A 15663-nucleotide genomic window follows, 5' to 3' on the forward strand; every position below is an offset into this window, starting at 1 on the left:
GCTGGGAGAGGCGGTCAGGGCAATCGGGCAGGCAGGGGTAATGGGCAAGGCAGGCAGGCCGATCACGAGAAGTGGATCACGACAGGCTGCATCCGTGTCGCAGTCCGGTGCCTGGCGGTCGGCCGGCTTCCCGCTCGGGCCGTCGGCTCGCCAGGGCTACAGCCTGAGCATCGGACCTGGTGAACCTTCCAGATCAGAGCCAAATTGCTCGTCAGGCGTTGGAGTGAACACCGATGCCGCCGGAGACGGTGAGGTTGTCGCCGGTGATGTAGCCGGCGGCGTCCGAGGCGAGGAAGGCCACGGCTTCGGCGATGTCGGCGGGAGCGCCGACGCGGCCGAGCGGGACGTCCCGGGCCCAGGAGTCGATCACTTCCTGGGAGATACCCATCCTGCTGTAGACAGGGGTGTTGATCATTCCCGGGCTGACCGCGTTGACGCGAATGCGGCGGGGGGCGAGTTCGAGCGCGAGGGACCGCATGAGGGGTAGCAGAGCGCCCTTGGCTGCTGTCATCGCGGCCCCGAGCCCTTCGGCGGCGCCCACGGTGAACACGACCGAGGCGCCCTCGTTGAGGAGCGGCAGCGCCTTTTGCAGGGTGAAGAAGTTTCCCTTGACGTTGATGTCGAACAGCACGTCGAAGGCGTCTTCGTCGGTTGATTCGATCGGGCCGGGGCGGGAGATGCCCGCGTTGAGGAAGAGCAGGTCGAGGGAGCCGAGTTGCTGGCGCGCCTGGTCCATCGCCTGGTCGATGTCTGGCAGGGACCGTGCGTCGGCCCGGACGGCCGTGACGTCTTCGGGAAGCCCGGCGTCGGCGACATTGCCGAGGCCGGTGACCATGACGCGGTAGCCGCGGGAGTGGAGTAGTTCGGCGGTCGCCTTGCCGATGCCGCTGGTTCCACCGGTGATCAAAGCTGTGGGTGCAGGCATGATGCGCTCCTTTGCGTACTTCTGGGCCGGGGGCGGCCCTGTCCGTGGGGCCGTGGGCATGCTGCGTCACTGCCTCTGGCAGCGTACGACATCCTGGCAGTGACTGCCAAACGTGATGTCACTGTCAGGATGGCAGTGCCGGGCTAGTCTGGGTGGCATGAAGCAGGAGGCCAAGTCAGCGACGGGCGCACCGACCACGCTGTGGGACCGGACACGGCAGCTGGCTTCCCAGGAGATCCTCAAGACGGCGCTGCGCCTGTTCACCGAGCAGGGCTACGACGAGACGACCATCGCCCAGATCGCCCGGGAGGCCGGCGTCTCCCAGCGCACCCTCTTCCGCTACTTCGGCACCAAGGAGGACCTTCTCGGCGGAGGTCAGGACCGGTTCGGGCAGGTCCTGATGGACACGATCGGCGAACAGCCTGCCGATTCCGGTGTCTGGGAGGCCCTGCGCGCAGGGGTTGCTGCCGTACTGGCCTTGCACGACAGCCGAGAACAGGCCCTGGAGCGGTTCCGCCTCCTCCACAACACCGCCTCGTTGCGTGCCGGTTGGCTTGAAAAGCGACTGCGATTCCAGGAGAACCTGCTGCCGCTCATCGAGACCCGTATGGACGCAGCTACCGACAAGGAGGGCGCGAAGGCGCGCGCGGTGATCGCGACGGCGTTCGCGTGCCTGGATGCCGCATCGATGACGTGGGTCGCCAACGACGGCAAGGGCGACATCATGGACCTGTACGACGAGTGCCTGGCTGCGGTGCGGGGCTGACCCGCAGCGGCCAACGCAGGTGACCTTAGGGTTTCCTGCTCCTGCAGCGCGGGCGCGGGCGCGGGCGCGGGTCGCAGGGACGTACTGCTGTGATCCCTTGTGACCGCGCTGGCACCCGCCCGTGCGACTGGAGGCGCACGGTGCGGTCGCCGGATGGCTGACCTTCCAGCTACCCGCCGACCTGTTCTGACAAGGCGTTGGTATCCAGCGCTACGACGCTGCAGGACGGTCGGGGTATCGCCGTGACAGTCAGTGCGTCAAACGTCGGTGGCCAAGCGGCCGGCGAGACGAGCGCTAGTTCCGCTAGGACGGTGCGGGCCAGACGGCGTCGATGAGCTGGCCGGGATGCTGCGGCTCGCGCTGGCCGACGCGGGCGCGACTCGGATCGACGCGGCGGCGACCGGCACCGCGCCCGACGGCGCCCGGGATCGAGCGCTCGGCGTGATCGCGTTCATCGTCACCGCCCTGCGGACCGCAGGGGCCTCACGAAGGTAGTGGAGGCGATCCGCGGCTGCCTCGCCCGCGTCGCCGGCCGCCGCCGGGTGCGGCTGACCGTAGCCGGGGTCGACGTGGAGGTCGCCGCCGACGTCGATGTCGCGCCGATCGTGGCAGCGCTCCTGGCTCAACCCAGCCGGCCCGTGACCGGGCTGCGGCGGGCGCTCGTGGTCGCGAACGCCCGGTACGACGACCCGGCACTCGCCGCGTTGCGCGCTCCGACCCGCGACGGGCGGACCTTGGCGTTCGTGCTCTCCGGCGGCAACGTCAACGACTGCAGCCGCTTCACCGAGGTCATGGCCGCGATCCGGGTCGAGCGGTCCGGGCCCGTTCGACCTCGGGTTCGCCCGGATCACGTCATCGCCGACAAGGGCTACAGCTCCAAGGCCATCCGGACCGACCTACGCCAGCGCGGTATCGGGCACACCATCCCCGAACGCGCTGACCAGCAGGGCAGCCGTCGACTCGGCAGCTGCGGCGGCCGGCCGCCAGTCTCCGACAAGCAGCTCTACAAGCACCGCAACGTGGTCAGTCCCTGCCAACGCGGGTCAACGCGCAGGTCGTTACACTGACCACTCGCGCCCTCGTAGCTCAGGGGATAGAGCATCGGTTTCCTAACCCGACGCTCCGCCGATGCCCACAGGCCGATGACCTGCGGGTTCTTGTTTTCTACCTGTATGTGCCGGTCGCTTCGCGGCCTTGCTGCGATCGCTTGCCGAAGATCAGCTGGAACGCTGTGGGTCCTGAGTGCAGGCTTAATGCTGCCGCGAGCCGGAAGCCGAGGCATCCTCGGCGGGTTCGTTCTCGCCGAGCAGCTCCCGGCGCCATTCGGCGAATCGGCTACGAAGATCGTCCAGCGCTCGGTCGGCGACGCCGTACTGGGCGAAGTCGTCAGGATCGAGCAGGGTGGCTTGTCCGAGAGCGTCGGCGAAGACGCGGCGGTCGAAACCACGGTCGGCGCGCTGCGCGAGGGTGAGAAGGGCCTGGCGCGTGTAGCGGCCGGATCGGAGCGTGGCGTCGATGTCGATGAAGTCACGAGCGAACGCTCGCCCGTAGAGTGCGCTCATCTTGTTCGCGACCGCGTCGTCAGGGTGCAGTACCGGTCCGATCGCCATGAGGATCGGTTCGTTGGCACGCCAGTCCACGCCGAGTTCGACCTTGGAGATCCGCATGCCGTCGGTGACGGCCAGCCGGGCGAACGTGTCGTACTGCCGCTCGGTCTCGACGGTCAGGCCGTCGTCTCGGTAGGCGTGCACGACGGCGGTGACCGCGGTGGTGAACTCCTCGCGGCGGTCCCAGGCGGTGAACAGGTCGACGTCCTCGCTGGGTCGCTCCAGGAGCCCGGCGGCCTGCACCGCGTAGCCGCCCGCCAGAGCGAAGCCGTATCGATCGGCTGCCCCGAGCCCGGTACGGGCGAGGCGTTCGTGGAAGGGGTCCACCGCTATGCCGCGTTGCTGCGGTTTGCGGCGAGTTCGGGAAAGGCATCTTCCCAGCGCTGGCGGAGCTGGGGTGGCAGCCAGAGGGTGGGCCAGAGCCTTCGGAGGAGGTCGGCGTCGAGCCAGGTGTTCAGGTCCTCGACCGTGCTCGCCTCGGTGAGTACCACCTTGTACATGCTGGCCAGGCGTGTGGTCCGGTTCAGGTCGTACTCGGGGTGCCCGGACCAGTCGAGATGACGCGGAAGCGTCACCGCGCCTTCGGTGGGGCCGTGCAGTTCGGCAAGGGTTTGGGCCACGACGTAGGGCCTCCGGTCGCCGTAGGGCTGGTAGTCCGCCGGCGGTTGGGGTGATGTCCTGCGTCGGTTGATGTTGGTCGCCCGCCGGACCTCCGGTCGTAGCACCTGACGGATCGTCTCCCGGCTGTATCCGGTGACCCGCTGCAGGTCCACCGGCCGCCAGCCGGCCGCATGAAACGCCCGCAACTGCTCGTCCCGCTCGGTCAACGCCTGTGCCCGCGTCGCCTCATACCTGGAGACAACCGCGTGCAGCTCATCCTCGGAGAACCGACCCATGCCCGTCAGCCTACTACGCTAGGCCCAGCACGCTTGGCTTGTTTCCCATCGTGCTGGCGAAGACGTTGCTCCTCGTGGGCATGGTTGGGATCAGCCGCCGCATTGGCACCGAGCGAAGTGGATCAGCCGGCCGCTTACCGCTCCCTGTTCCTCGTTCCGCCAGGCAGTGATGACCGCGATCGGAGGCATTCATGTTTTGGTGAAGCCGAGGGCCCGGTATCCGGGCATGCGGCGTTGGAGTGAGGCGGCGAGGATAGGGGTGGCCGGGTCGTGGTAGTCGTGGACCTCGGCGAGGTCCTTGCCGGGTGCGGCGCGGATGACGCGGCCGGCGCATTGGACGAGTAGCCCGTCGTAGGAGATCGGGCCGGCGAGGAAGAGGGTGTCGAGGGCGGGGGCGTCGAAGCCTTCACCGATGAACGGTGTGGTGCCGATGACGAGGAGGCCTTCGCCGGTCTTGGCCTGGTCGAGTCGTTCGACGATGGTCCGTCGGTTGGTGGTGCTCATCGTTCCTTGCAGCACGAGCGCCTGGTGTCCGAGCGTCGAGAGCAGGGCGCTGAGTGCCTCGACGTGAGCGACCCGCCGGGTAAGGACGAGACAGTTGCGTCCACGGGTCAGGGCCGCGACGACGTCGTCGGCGATCCGAGCGTTGCGTGACTCGTCGACGGCGAGTCTTCGGTGCACCTCGGCGAGCGCGCCGGGCGCGTCAAGGTCGATGTAGCCGGGCTGGAATGTTGTCTCGTGAATGAACAGCGTTCGACGGGGTCCGGCGTCGGCGTGCATCGCTGCCGCGAGGGTGCCCGGTTCCTCGTCGGTCAGGGTGTGGCGGACGGGTCCGAGTTGCCAGGTGACGAGTTGGCCGAGGCCGTCGCGTCGAGTGGGGGTGGCGGTGAGGCCGAGCCAGAACTGCGCGGCGATCCGTTTGACCGAGTGCTCGTACGCGGCCGCGCCGAGGTGGTGGCATTCGTCGACGATGACGTGCCCGTACCCCTGGGTCAGGGAGGCGACGTCGTCGCGTCGCGCGAGAGACGGCAGCAGTGCGATGTCCACCGTGCCGGTGAGTTTGCGTCGGCCGCCACCGAGTTGACCGGGCTTGATTCCGAGGAACTGCTCAATGCGGACGCGCCACTGGTCGGCGAGGGCTTTGCGGTCGACGAGGACCAGGGCGGACGTGGTGCGTTCGGCGATCACGGCGCAGGCCATGACGGTCTTGCCGGAGCCCGGTGGGGCGACCAGAATTCCGTTGTCGTGGGCGAGAAGCGCGCCGACCGCGTCGGCCTGCTTGCCGGTGAGTTCGGCGGCGAACGCGGTTTCGATCTCGGCCCCGGAGTTTCGTACGTCCGTGACAGCCAGCCGCGACTCGGCGCGTTCGACGATCGTGGCGATGGTGTGCCGCAGGCCCCGCGGGAGAACCAGGCGGTCATCGAGGGTGAGGTCGTAGCCCTGGATGAAGCGAGGGGTGTCCCAGGTGGATTTGCGGAGTCGCTGCAGCTCGTAGAACTTCGGGTTGGCTATGGCGGCGGCGTGCTTGAACGTCGCCAGAGCGGCGGGGGTGAGCTGTGCGGCGTCGATGCTCAGCCCGGGACCGGCCTCCGCGTGGACCACCGGAGGCAGCGGAGGATGGACCTGCGTCGCGGCGGACCGGCTCATCGTGGCGACGTCGGCACCGGTGACGGCTTGCTTGGCCTGCCGGGCGACGTGTTCGGCGTCGCCGGGGCTGAGCCGGTCCAGCGTCGACAAGAACGCCCACTGGTCCGCGTACGGCTCGAGCGTGCCGAGGTCGAGAAACGTGGTCAGCCCGTCCTTGCGGCGCCGCCCCTGCAGCGGTGCGGCGATGAGGTTGCCGAAGCCACCCTCGGGCAGGACGTCCTGGTTGGGGAACAGTCGGTCGTACGAGCGCAGATCCATCGACCCGCGCAGCACCATCGCCTCACGCAGCAGGACGGTGCCGACGGCCCGCCCGGTGGCCGCGGGAACCGCGCCGGTGAAGAAGACCCACACGTGGGCGCCGCGGCCCGACTGGGAGATCTCCAACGCGGCGGGCACCGCGCTGGCCCGTGCCGCCTTCACGTACGCGAGGGCGTCGAGCATCGCCGTCGGCCCGTCGAAGTCGGCCACGACGAAGTGGCAGGTGTTGCCGGGCATCAGCGGGTACAGGCCCACGAACACGTCGCCGACCAGATGCGCCGCAACGACCTCCGTCGTCCGTGGCAGGTAGGTGGCACCGCGCCGGTCCATACCCTTACGCCAACCGCCAGCGACCGCGGGCATCCACCCGACAGCGCCGGTACGGGCGTTCTCCCACCGCACGGCGTACACGTCGGACCGGGCCCGGAACCGGTCGGCGAACAACGCCAGCTTGTCCCGAGTCGGCGAAGCCATGGTGACCAGCCCTGGCGGCTCAACCGGCGCGGACAACTGCTCCGGTGCCGCGGTCGTGTCCTGGCCGCGCAGTTCCAGCAGACGCGCCAGTCGAGTGTTCTCCGCCCGTAACCGCTCGACCTCCCGGCGAAGATCGACGAACTCGGCCACCGAACTCATGCCGACCATCCTCGCGTATCTGGCTCCGAACACCCCGACACCGGTCCGATATCCTCCGCCGATGGCATCGAAGGGACACGCCGCACTGGAGGCGATGATCGAGGAAGCCACGGTCGACGCGTACGGCGACGACGAGCAGCTCACCGGCCTGTTCACCATGATCGAGGAGCACCTGGTGGTGCCGTTCACGACCACCGTCCTCGGCGTCGAGGTCACGGTGCTAAAGGTCGACCTGATCGCGGACAGCATCGTCGCGGTCTGCACCCGAGGTCGCCACCGGCAGAGGATCGGCCTACTCGACCTGCCGCTACCCACCCCCGCGCCGGACGGCAGAGCGTGGATCGACGCCTACCGGCAATGGGCCGGACGGTAGGCCACGATGAGCGAGTACCAGTACTACGAATTTACCGCCGTCGACCGGCCTCTCACCGGCCGGGAGCGGGCCGACCTGCGGTCGATGTCGACCCGGGCCGACATCACCGCCACCAGCTTCGTGAACACCTACGAGTGGGGCAACTTCAAGGGCGACCCGCGCAGGCTGATGGAACGGTATTTCGACGCGCACCTGTACCTGGCCAATTGGGGCACCCGCCAGCTCATGCTGCGGCTACCGAAACACGTGCTCGACCCCGCAACCGTCGCCCATTATTGCCAGGGTGACAGCGCGTCCGTGTGGGCCGCCGGCAAGCACGTCATCGTCGACCTCCATGACGAGGACGAGGACGGCACCGACGAGTGGGACCTCGACGGCCACGGTCTGCTCACCTCCATCATCCCGGTCCGGGCCGGCCTCGCCGCCGGCGACCTGCGCCTGCTATACCTGGCCTGGCTGCGCTGCGTACAGTCCGAGGAGATCGCCGACGACGAGCCCGAACCGCCCGTCCCCGCCGGCATGGGCACCCTCGACGCGCCCCTCACCGCCGTCGCCGAGTTTCTGCGCATCGACCCCGACCTGATCGCGGCCGCGGCGGCAGGGTCGGTGCCGGTCGCCTCCGGTGAACCGACCGCGGCGCAACTCCGCACCTGGGTCGTCGGGCTTCCCGCCCGGGACAAGGACGCCATCCTGACCGACCTGATCACCGGCGGCGACAGCCACCTACGCAGCCAACTGCTGCGCCGCTACCGCGACGCACACCGCACCGATACGCCCACCCCGGCAGTCGCCCGCACCGCCGGGGAGCTACTCGCCACCGCCGCGGACCTGCGCGCCGAACGGGAACGACGGGACGCCGAGCAGCGCGAACGCGACTGGGCTCGCAGGGAACGGTCCGCAGCGGCCGCCCGGCAACGGCACCTCGACGCCCTCGCGGTCGACCAACCCGCCGCCTGGCAGCGGGTCGACGAACTCATCGCCACGAAGAAGCCCCGCGAGTACGACACCGCAGTTCAACTCCTCGTTGACCTGCGCGATCTCGGCGACCGCGACGGAGCCAGCGCATCGTTCCGAAACCGGCTGGCCGAGCTACGGGCGGTGCACGCCCGCAAGCCCAGCCTGCTCGAACGCCTCAACCTCGCAGGCCTAGACACCTAAACAGCCTGCCCGGCGACCGATGGCCTCGCCGCTGTCGGCCGCTGCCCCGATACCACCGTCATGCCGTCGTTCTCCTCCCTGTGCGGACTCGTCGGACGACGTACGGAGCGCCGCCGAGTGACCGTCGCCGGAGACGGGAAGGCCGTGAGGCCGCCGCGGCGTGCCGGCGTGACGTCCCGAACAGCCGATGCCAACGGCAGCAGGCTCCAGGAGTTCGTCCGAACCCGCAACCAGACATCGAATGATGTCGTTTGCCGATTGGACCCGGAGGGTCGGGTGACTGTCTGGGTGTGTGCTGCCGATGTCATGGCCAGCTAGGAGTAGGACGCCCCGGCCCTCGCTGACGACCGCTGTATCAGCACTGGATGGAGACTTGCGACCGATCGCCCTTTCCGAAGTTGTGGCTACTGAACCGCGGCGGGTCCATGCCCCTTGACCAGCACGAGCGAGAAGGGTGATGCCCGATGGGCAGCCTGTGGGCCGGCGCCGACGTCGGCAAGACCCACCACCACGTGTGCGTCGTTGACGACGACGGCACCGTGGTCCTGTCCGAGAAGATCCCCAACGACCAGCAGGCCATCTCCGGCATCGCCGGGCGGCTCGGCAAACGCTGCAAGCCGATCCGCTGGGCCGTCGACCTGCGCGGCGGACCCGCCTCGCTGCTGTTGGCGGTCCTGTTCGACCGGGGCGCGGACGTGCGCTACGTCAGCGGCACGGTCGCTTCGCGGATGGCGAGGCGTTCCACGGCGAACGCAAGACCGACGCCCACGACGCCTACGTCATCGCCCAGACCCTGCGCATGCGCACCGACCTACCGACCCTCACCGTGGCAGACGGCGTGCAGCAGCAGCTCAAGCTGCTCGTCTCCCGCCGCCTCGACCTGGTCGCCGACCAGGTCCGCATCACCGCCCGCATCCAGGACCTCCTGACCATGATCAGCCCCGCCTTGGAGAAGGCGCTGAATCTGCGCAGCAGAGGTGCGCTCCGGCTCCTCGCGCAGTGGCAGACTCCCGCCGGGCTGCGCCGCGCCGGCGAAGCCCGCATCCTGGCCTACCTACGCCAGCACGGCGTGTGGGCCGCCAAGGCACTCACCGCCAAAGTTCACGCCGCCGCGCGGACACAAACCGTCTCCGTCGCGGGAGAGGCCACCGCGGCCCTGATCGTGGGTCAGATGGCCACCGACCTCGAAGCGGTCAACGACCGCATCACCGCCATCGAGGAAACTATCGCCGCGGTGGTCGCCGAGCACGAGCTGGGGGAGATCCTCACCAGCCTGCCCGGCATCGGCACCACCCTCGCCGCCGAGTTCCTCGCCCACGCCGGCACCCTCACCACCTACTCCAGCCCCGCTGCACTCGCCGCCCACGCCGATCTCCCGAGACTCCGGCCGCAGGCAGGGTCATCAGGTTCGGCCCCACCGCTACCACCGCGGCCTGCGCCGGGTGTTCAGCATGTCCAGCTTCACCGCCCTGACCCACTGCCCACGATCACGCGCCTACTACGACAAGAAAAGAGCCGAAGGAAAGACTCACCGCCAAGCCACCGCCGCCCTTTCCAGACAACGCCTCAACGTCCTCGGGGCCTGCATCCGCGACAAGACCCTCTACCAGCCCAAACAGCCAAGATCGGCAGAGATGGCGCTGTGCGAACTCACATAGAGACTCCCTGGGCTGGGCGAACGGCGGTCCGGGGAACGTGGGTGAACGTGGGCCACTCCCTGCCACCCCAGGTGAACCCCCGGGTCGCTAGACTATGCGCTCGCGCCCTCGTAGCTCAGGGGATAGAGCATCGGTTTCCTAAGACGATGCTCTATCTGCGTTTGCAGGCTGTCTACCTGCATGCTCTTCAAGTTTGCCTTGGGTTTGCAGGTCGCAACGGGTACCTGCTGTGCTCGCCTGCTGAAGATCAGCGGTGGTCTCTGAATCTTGGGCGAGTGGCCAGCTTTTGCGATTCGACACACTGCCGGAATGCTTCAAGCTCGGCAACCTCCGGCAGCGCGAGCCAACCATGCAGAGTAAGCGCGGTTTGCGCCTCTCCTGCAGGTTCCACCGGTTCAAACGGCCGATGGGACGTGACTAGCCAGCTCTCTGGCCGGTCACGTCCCATCGAGAAGACCTGATAGAAGTCAGCAATGCGGCAATCCGAGGCCGCCTCGCCCGTCCGGCTGGATCCAGACTTCTGAAAGGTAGCCGGGACGCCCGTCGGACCACCGGACGCCGTACCAGAGACTCGAGCTGAACAGGCCCGGGTTGGCGTCATCGTCCGGGGAGTTGTTCTGCCCATTGGTGATCGTGCTCCCGTCGAGCTGACAGGTGGCCACGATCCGGGCACCGGTGCTCATGTTGGTGCCCTCGAGGGCGCAACCCCTTGTCCGGCAGGTGGGCTCCGTGCGGGAGGAAAGGTACGCAGGCTTGTCTTCGCGCATGGCCGTCGCGCCGTTGGTTACCAGGTTCTGCACCAACAAAGTCCGGGTGGCTGGGCCGGAAGGTTCCTGCCGGGCTGGCGTCTCCGGGCGCGGTCCGTCGGCGCTGGCTGGCGGTTCGTCATCCGCACCGCTGGTCGGCAACGCCGGGCTTGCCACCGAGGTTGGCCACGTCACGTGCTCGGACTCGACGCCCCAGACGTTCACCCAGTGCCCGCCGCTGTCCCCGCTGTAGCACCCGTCGTCCCTCGCCGCAGTGCCGTCGGCATTCACCACCAGGTCGAAGCTCTTGAACACGTCGGGGTCGTTGTCGTCCATGCACTGCACTCTGGCGTGCCAGCCCGGCGGAAACGCCGAAAGTCGTACCGCGTAAAAGTAGCCCGACGGGGCCGCCTTCCCCTGCGTCAGCGCGACGACGCTGTGCTTCAGTGGATCGACTGGCCGAGTCATCGACGCGTCGCACTTCGGCACCCTAATTTGGTCCCAGACCAGGTCGGACCACACGTACCCGGTCACCCCCGGGTGTGGGCTGCCCGACGGCGCCTCAACGACCCAGAACCACCGGCGGGAGGTACCGTCGCTCGGCGCGCTGGTGTCCGTCCAGCACTTCATGACCACCTGACTGCCGGCATCGAGCTCGTCGATGATGCCGAAGCCTTGCGTCTGGCCGGTGTTGTTGCCCTGCGGCCGTTCGCGGACCCGGACCTGGTCGCCGGTGTTGGGGGCCTGTACCCGGCTGACTCCCTCGTCCGCCTGCGTCCCGTCCGGGTTGAGCCGCCACCGCGGGTTGGCGGGGGCAGTTTCCGCGGCTTGGCCAGCCGCGACGGGGAGGCCGGGTTCGACGGACTCCAGTGTGCGCTGGTGAAGCACGAGGCTCACCGCTAGGACTAGGACGAGTCCGATACTGGCGATGAGGGCGGAGCGGAGCGGCTTCATAGGCGGAACCTCTCTGCGCGGAGTCTTCGGTCGACATGGTCGGGTTAGGTACCGGGGCAACTGGGGCCTAGCCGACCCGGCGAGGGCGGTGCCGTCGCTGCGATGAGTCGCCGATGGCGATGAGTCTCCGACGGCGAGTCCAGTTCCCGTTTGGTTCATTCTTTGCGTCGCCAGTGACCAGATGCTGACGCGGAGCGTGTCGGTGGTGTCCGGCGCCTCGCAGACGGCTGGACGGCGGTCAAGCAAGGCATCTGTGGGATGCCGGGGACCATGGTGGGGCCGGTGTTGGTACCCGGCCTTTGGTCACGTGTCGTTCTCATGAGGATCATAAGCCGGTACAGGCCGTACGGGTGTGTTCAGGGGAGGTAGATCCGACAGTGAACAGCAGGCCAGCGGGGCTAACCGCGACCAGCGCGGCCAAGGTGGACGGCCGGGCGGGCGTACAAGGCGCACCCCCGCTTGTGAAGCGTTTCACGAGCAAACTTGACCCGAGGATGGCATGGGTCGGGACTCGCCGCAAATTGATCTCTGTAATGCGAAAGCTATTCTAATCTATTACGGGCGAGCCTCCTCGGAAAGGGCCCTTCGACCCGCCGCAAGATCCAGGGGCCTCAGCGTGAGTGACTCATCGGCGGTTCTTCCCCGGCCTCATCACAGGGATGCGATGCATTGTGACACCGTCGGCGCCTGACTCGTCCATGAGTGTTGTAAGGGCCGGGCCTCCTGAAAGAGATCAATTTGGCTCCACTATGGTGGTCGTCCCCAGGGAAGGAGAAGCCGTGACGATAGCCCCATCTAACCCGGACCCTGAGGAGTCGAGCGGTTCCGACACCCAGAAGGAGAAGCGCAGGAAGCGGGAAAAGAAGGGGAACAGTTTCAAGATCCGGGACGCCAACAACGTCTACGTAAACTCCGGAACCGGAAACCGGGCTGGTGACACCAATCCTCCAGCGAAGAAGGGGATGAGCACGCTGCAGGTAGCGGCAAGCATCGCAGGAATCATCGGTGCTACTGCTGCGGTTGTTGCTCTCATCCTGGCGAACCGTCCGTCCGATTCGCCGGATAAGGACTCGAGCCAGGTTTCCGCCACCGGAAGCCTGGTCAGATCCACCGGCCGAACCTTTGAAGCACGGATCACTAGGACGATGGATGTTGACACCAACCGGTTCGTTGGTGTCAAGGCCTACAGCGATCCGACTACGCGTGGCAAGGGCACGGAGGTTGCCCATTACCCGGAGAACGGCAGCGTGTCTGTTTTGTGTCTCAACCCAAGCGGCCGCGAGATCAAGGACAGGCCGTGGGAGGACCGGTTGCCGGCGACCTCAGTCTGGTACCGATTGAGCACGCCGGATCCGCAGTGGATCCCGAGCATGTACGTCACCATCGACCCGGGTGCGGGAGCATCTGTGCCTCAGTGCTCTTAGCGGCTCGCACTTCTCTTGGCTGGGGTCTCCAGCACTACAGCCTGGATGATCACCAAGACGTCCTCGTTGCTGAGCCCGCAGGAGGCGGCGCCTCACTCGCGACCAGCGTTGCATCGCTCATCTCACCGCATGGCCTGATCGCGCACGGCGACCCCTCACGCTTCTCCCGGCCTCCATCCCGCCCAGTCAACGTAGGCGTCACCAATCCGGCGGCCAGCAACAGTGTCCTGTCTCAAGGCGCCATCTCAGATCTAGGTCGTCCCGCGGTTCCGGACTCCTCATGCTGCTGCCCTGAACCTGTGGTGCCAGGCCATCGTCATCCCCAATCTGCTCAAGTAACGAAGGTGACAGAAGCCATCGCCATCTGCGAATCTTGTAGCTGACCAGCTCCTGGAACTGGGGAGACATCTTCGTGGAAGACCAGCAGCAGGCTGCGTTGCCACCCGAGCAGGCTGACGCTGAACCGGTCTACGAGCCGCAGCCGTACGCTTTCGAGCCCTCCCAGACGTCGTTCGCGGTCGAGGCCATAGACCTGGCCGTGAGTGGCGGCGCCGACAGTTGGGCGGCTGCAGCGGCGGTTGCTAACGCCCCAGCACCCGACGAACTTGGCGACGTCACGATGCTGCGGCGTGAACTGTGCCGGGCGCTGACCTACTCCCTGCACCTCGGCCTCGGGGGCGAGGAGCCCGGCTGCGGCCTCAACGCCGACGGCAATGGTCTATTGCCCGCCGTCAAGGACCTTCCCGAGCCGGTGATTCAACTGTGGCGGGCGGTCGCCGATTCGGTCACCGAACCTGCGGCCAATGCCCGGTTCCACGATCTGCTCTGGTGCCGCCGCGACCGGGGAGCCGGCCTGCACGCTGCCTGCGCGGCTCGCGCCTACCTGCAGCTGGTCGACACCGGCACGGTCGACATGGATGCCATGGAGTTCCTACTGCGGGCATGGACCCTGGCCCGTCAGATCAGCGATGCCGACGTCGACCACCAGGCCCGGGCCCGGCTCGGGCAGATCGTCGACGACATGATCACGCAGCACCCAGGGGCTCGGCCCGGCATCCTGCTCCCCGCTCTGGCGGCATTGTCGGTCGGGCCCGTACGAGCCAAGAAGAGCCCGCCGAAACCGGATCCGATCGACGTTGGTGATCTGCTGGTCCGCGCCGCGCCGCGGCCGCCTGTCGGCGCGGCAGCGACGCTACGGCTATCGCCCGCTACCGGCGTTCGCGGTCCCACGCACCCTCCCTGCTGCAGACCATCGCCCGCGATGAGGTCGCCGCCTACTTTCGCGACGCCGATGATGCCCCGCACCCGGCCGTGCGAATGGCCCGCCTGAGCGCCGCCGCCCGAATCGCTCACGAGCGGGGCCTCCGCGACCTCGAACGCGACGCCGCCACTCAGATGCAGAACATCGACCCGGCGTCGCTCGGCATGCATACCTTCACCGCGTCCAGCACGGTGCCCGCACACCGCATCGAGCCACTGCTGCACGGCTTCACCCGACCCGCTCGCTGGCAGCAAGCGATGGACGCCTTCCTGGACAGCGACTGCCCGACCGGTGACGTCACCCAACTGCGCGCCGAAGCCTTAGCCAACCACAGCCCCTTGAGCCGAATCCTGCGACCGGTCCGCTTCGCCGGCGGCCTGCCCCGCGCCGTTGCCGACACCGACCAGGACCTCGAGAAGCAGGAGATGAGCTTCTACGCCAGGGTCTTGGCCGAAAACCACGGACGCCTGCTCGCCACCGGCCTGAACCGCCTCGCCGACCGCTACGGCATCCCCAGCGAGGACGACATCGTCGACTACCTACTGACTCGTGGCGCCCGCGACCCCGCCTTGGCCCGCAGCCTCGCCAAGGCCCTGCGCCATTTCTGGAATCGGGACATCGAGTCGGCAATCCACCTCGCCACCCCCAAGGTCGAAACCGCAGCCCGCGCCTTGCTCATCGAGCTCGACGAAGGCATCTACCGCGCCGAATCAGCCAAGACCCCTGGCGGACTTCCGGGCCTCTACGCCCTGCTCGCGAACCTCGAGACCGTTGCCCTCGACGAGTCCTGGGCGTTCTTCTTCAACTGGCTACTCGCCGGACCATGGGGCGCAAACCTGCGTAACGACGTCTCCCACGGTCTGCCTGCACCGATGACGCCCGCCTACGCAGCCCTGATCCTGCGGGCCGTGTCCGTGCTGGCCATCATTGCCGGCCCGATGACCACCATTCGGCAGGACGCCAGCCAGCGCCGCGACCGCGACGAACTGATCGCGCTGCTCACCTCGTTGACGTCCGACACCGATCCGACCGGGCGGCGGCTCAACCGTCTTGCCGGATTCACCGAACGCCTGGCATGGCGGCTCCGCCTGGCCCAGGCGCGCCGAATCCAGCGCCGCAAGACCACTGAGCCTTTTCCAACCTGATCTTGCAGGTCAGGGACGGTGTGCGTAGCCCGGTGATCGATGAGGGCGAGGCTCCAGGTAAGACAGCAAATCGACCAAAACCCGATGCCCCAACACGGGAGCCTCGCCTGTGCTGTTTTACCCGTCCACGATCTCATTGTCCAGCCGGACCCTGAACCACCTGGCCGATCGTATCCGCAGCCACCGCAACCAGCGTCGATCCAGGTGGCGAC

The 15663-nt window shown here is 67.6% G+C and carries 15 protein-coding genes and 1 pseudogene; 10 read left to right on the forward strand and 6 right to left on the reverse strand.

Translation table 11 applies throughout. From position 1 onward, the window contains the following. Positions 1 to 211 precede the first annotated feature (211 nt). Positions 212 to 907, reverse strand: a complete 696-nt coding sequence (locus ACFYPH_RS27335; RefSeq protein ID WP_355132607.1) for an SDR family oxidoreductase — start codon at positions 905 to 907, stop codon at positions 212 to 214. Between the two features lie 175 nt (positions 908 to 1082). Here ACFYPH_RS27335 and ACFYPH_RS27340 point away from each other — a divergent pair, with 175 nt between their 5' ends. The 3 genes from ACFYPH_RS27340 (at position 1083) to ACFYPH_RS27350 (ending at position 2758) form a co-directional block, all read left to right on the forward strand. Further along, positions 1083 to 1691: a helix-turn-helix domain-containing protein gene (locus ACFYPH_RS27340; RefSeq protein WP_354859512.1), complete on the forward strand. Its 609-nt coding sequence runs from the start codon at positions 1083 to 1085 to the stop codon at positions 1689 to 1691. A gap of 345 nt (positions 1692 to 2036) precedes the next feature. Next, the gene (locus ACFYPH_RS27345; protein ID WP_363936587.1) at positions 2037 to 2186 is read left to right on the forward strand and encodes a hypothetical protein; all 150 of its coding nucleotides are present in this window, start codon (positions 2037 to 2039) and stop codon (positions 2184 to 2186) included. Beyond that, positions 2186 to 2758: a transposase gene (locus ACFYPH_RS27350; RefSeq protein WP_363936584.1), complete on the forward strand. Its 573-nt coding sequence runs from the start codon at positions 2186 to 2188 to the stop codon at positions 2756 to 2758. Before ACFYPH_RS27345 ends, ACFYPH_RS27350 begins: the two co-directional genes overlap by 1 nt. Positions 2759 to 2941: 183 nt before the next feature. Here the strand turns inward: ACFYPH_RS27350 and ACFYPH_RS27355 are convergent, their stop codons facing one another. The 3 genes from ACFYPH_RS27355 to ACFYPH_RS27365 all read right to left on the reverse strand — a co-directional run bounded on the left by ACFYPH_RS27355 (position 2942) and on the right by ACFYPH_RS27365 (position 6732). Continuing rightward, entirely contained in the window at positions 2942 to 3625 is a 684-nt protein-coding gene (locus tag ACFYPH_RS27355; RefSeq protein ID WP_354859518.1) for a nucleotidyl transferase AbiEii/AbiGii toxin family protein, read from the reverse strand. Positions 3626 to 3627: 2 nt separating this feature from the next. Further along, a complete protein-coding gene (locus ACFYPH_RS27360; RefSeq protein ID WP_354859520.1) occupies positions 3628 to 4194 on the reverse strand; it encodes a hypothetical protein in 567 nt (188 codons plus the stop codon). Positions 4195 to 4383: 189 nt separating this feature from the next. Next, a complete protein-coding gene (locus tag ACFYPH_RS27365) occupies positions 4384 to 6732 on the reverse strand; it encodes a DEAD/DEAH box helicase family protein (protein ID WP_387185769.1) in 2349 nt (782 codons plus the stop codon). Positions 6733 to 6793: 61 nt separating this feature from the next. On the opposite strand from ACFYPH_RS27365, the gene ACFYPH_RS27370 reads away from it, so the two are divergent. The 3 genes and pseudogenes from ACFYPH_RS27370 to ACFYPH_RS27380 all read left to right on the forward strand — a co-directional run. Beyond that, the gene (locus ACFYPH_RS27370; protein ID WP_355068604.1) at positions 6794 to 7105 is read left to right on the forward strand and encodes a hypothetical protein; all 312 of its coding nucleotides are present in this window, start codon (positions 6794 to 6796) and stop codon (positions 7103 to 7105) included. A gap of 6 nt (positions 7106 to 7111) precedes the next feature. Next, entirely contained in the window at positions 7112 to 8263 is a 1152-nt protein-coding gene (locus tag ACFYPH_RS27375) for a hypothetical protein (RefSeq protein WP_387185773.1), read from the forward strand. A 464-nt stretch (positions 8264 to 8727) separates the two neighbouring features. Continuing rightward, a pseudogene (locus ACFYPH_RS27380) lies at positions 8728 to 9146 on the forward strand (IS110 family transposase); the annotation flags it as partial. A gap of 171 nt (positions 9147 to 9317) precedes the next feature. On the opposite strand, the gene ACFYPH_RS27385 reads toward ACFYPH_RS27380, so the two are convergent. Then, complete coding sequence (locus ACFYPH_RS27385; RefSeq protein WP_387185793.1) at positions 9318 to 9581, reverse strand: hypothetical protein; 264 nt, start codon at positions 9579 to 9581, stop codon at positions 9318 to 9320. A gap of 133 nt (positions 9582 to 9714) precedes the next feature. Between ACFYPH_RS27385 and ACFYPH_RS27390 the strand changes: the two genes are divergently transcribed. Beyond that, positions 9715 to 9921 (forward strand): hypothetical protein, encoded by a 207-nt coding sequence (locus ACFYPH_RS27390; RefSeq protein WP_387185795.1) that lies wholly within the window; start codon positions 9715 to 9717, stop codon positions 9919 to 9921. A gap of 467 nt (positions 9922 to 10388) precedes the next feature. Here the strand turns inward: ACFYPH_RS27390 and ACFYPH_RS27395 are convergent, their stop codons facing one another. Beyond that, positions 10389 to 11564 carry a hypothetical protein gene (locus ACFYPH_RS27395; protein WP_354859531.1) on the reverse strand — a complete coding sequence of 392 codons (1176 nt, stop codon included), beginning with the start codon at positions 11562 to 11564 and terminating at the stop codon, positions 10389 to 10391. Positions 11565 to 12400: 836 nt separating this feature from the next. Between ACFYPH_RS27395 and ACFYPH_RS27400 the strand changes: the two genes are divergently transcribed. The 3 genes from ACFYPH_RS27400 (at position 12401) to ACFYPH_RS27410 (ending at position 15451) form a co-directional block, all read left to right on the forward strand. Continuing rightward, positions 12401 to 13045 carry a hypothetical protein gene (locus tag ACFYPH_RS27400; RefSeq protein ID WP_354859534.1) on the forward strand — a complete coding sequence of 215 codons (645 nt, stop codon included), beginning with the start codon at positions 12401 to 12403 and terminating at the stop codon, positions 13043 to 13045. A gap of 412 nt (positions 13046 to 13457) precedes the next feature. After that, positions 13458 to 14375, forward strand: coding sequence for a hypothetical protein (locus ACFYPH_RS27405; protein WP_387185777.1), 918 nt, complete (start codon positions 13458 to 13460; stop codon positions 14373 to 14375). Beyond that, positions 14363 to 15451 (forward strand): DUF4209 domain-containing protein, encoded by a 1089-nt coding sequence (locus tag ACFYPH_RS27410; protein WP_354859538.1) that lies wholly within the window; start codon positions 14363 to 14365, stop codon positions 15449 to 15451. Before ACFYPH_RS27405 ends, ACFYPH_RS27410 begins: the two co-directional genes overlap by 13 nt. The last annotated feature ends 212 nt before the right edge of the window (positions 15452 to 15663 follow it).

It is taken from the genome of Micromonospora sp. NPDC005252 (assembly GCF_042872475.1).
Taxonomy (GTDB): Bacteria; Actinomycetota; Actinomycetes; order Mycobacteriales; family Micromonosporaceae; genus Micromonospora.

Coding starts and splice junctions, on each gene's coding strand:
- ACFYPH_RS27340 (WP_354859512.1), top strand. CDS start 1,083: ATGAAGCAGGAGGCCAAGTCAGCGACGGGCGCACCGACCACGCTGTGG.
- ACFYPH_RS27345 (WP_363936587.1), top strand. CDS start 2,037: ATGCTGCGGCTCGCGCTGGCCGACGCGGGCGCGACTCGGATCGACGCG.
- ACFYPH_RS27360 (WP_354859520.1), bottom strand. CDS start 4,194: ATGGGTCGGTTCTCCGAGGATGAGCTGCACGCGGTTGTCTCCAGGTAT.
- ACFYPH_RS27365 (WP_387185769.1), bottom strand. CDS start 6,732: ATGAGTTCGGTGGCCGAGTTCGTCGATCTTCGCCGGGAGGTCGAGCGG.
- ACFYPH_RS27370 (WP_355068604.1), top strand. CDS start 6,794: ATGGCATCGAAGGGACACGCCGCACTGGAGGCGATGATCGAGGAAGCC.
- ACFYPH_RS27375 (WP_387185773.1), top strand. CDS start 7,112: ATGAGCGAGTACCAGTACTACGAATTTACCGCCGTCGACCGGCCTCTC.
- ACFYPH_RS27390 (WP_387185795.1), top strand. CDS start 9,715: ATGTCCAGCTTCACCGCCCTGACCCACTGCCCACGATCACGCGCCTAC.
- ACFYPH_RS27410 (WP_354859538.1), top strand. CDS start 14,363: ATGGCCCGCCTGAGCGCCGCCGCCCGAATCGCTCACGAGCGGGGCCTC.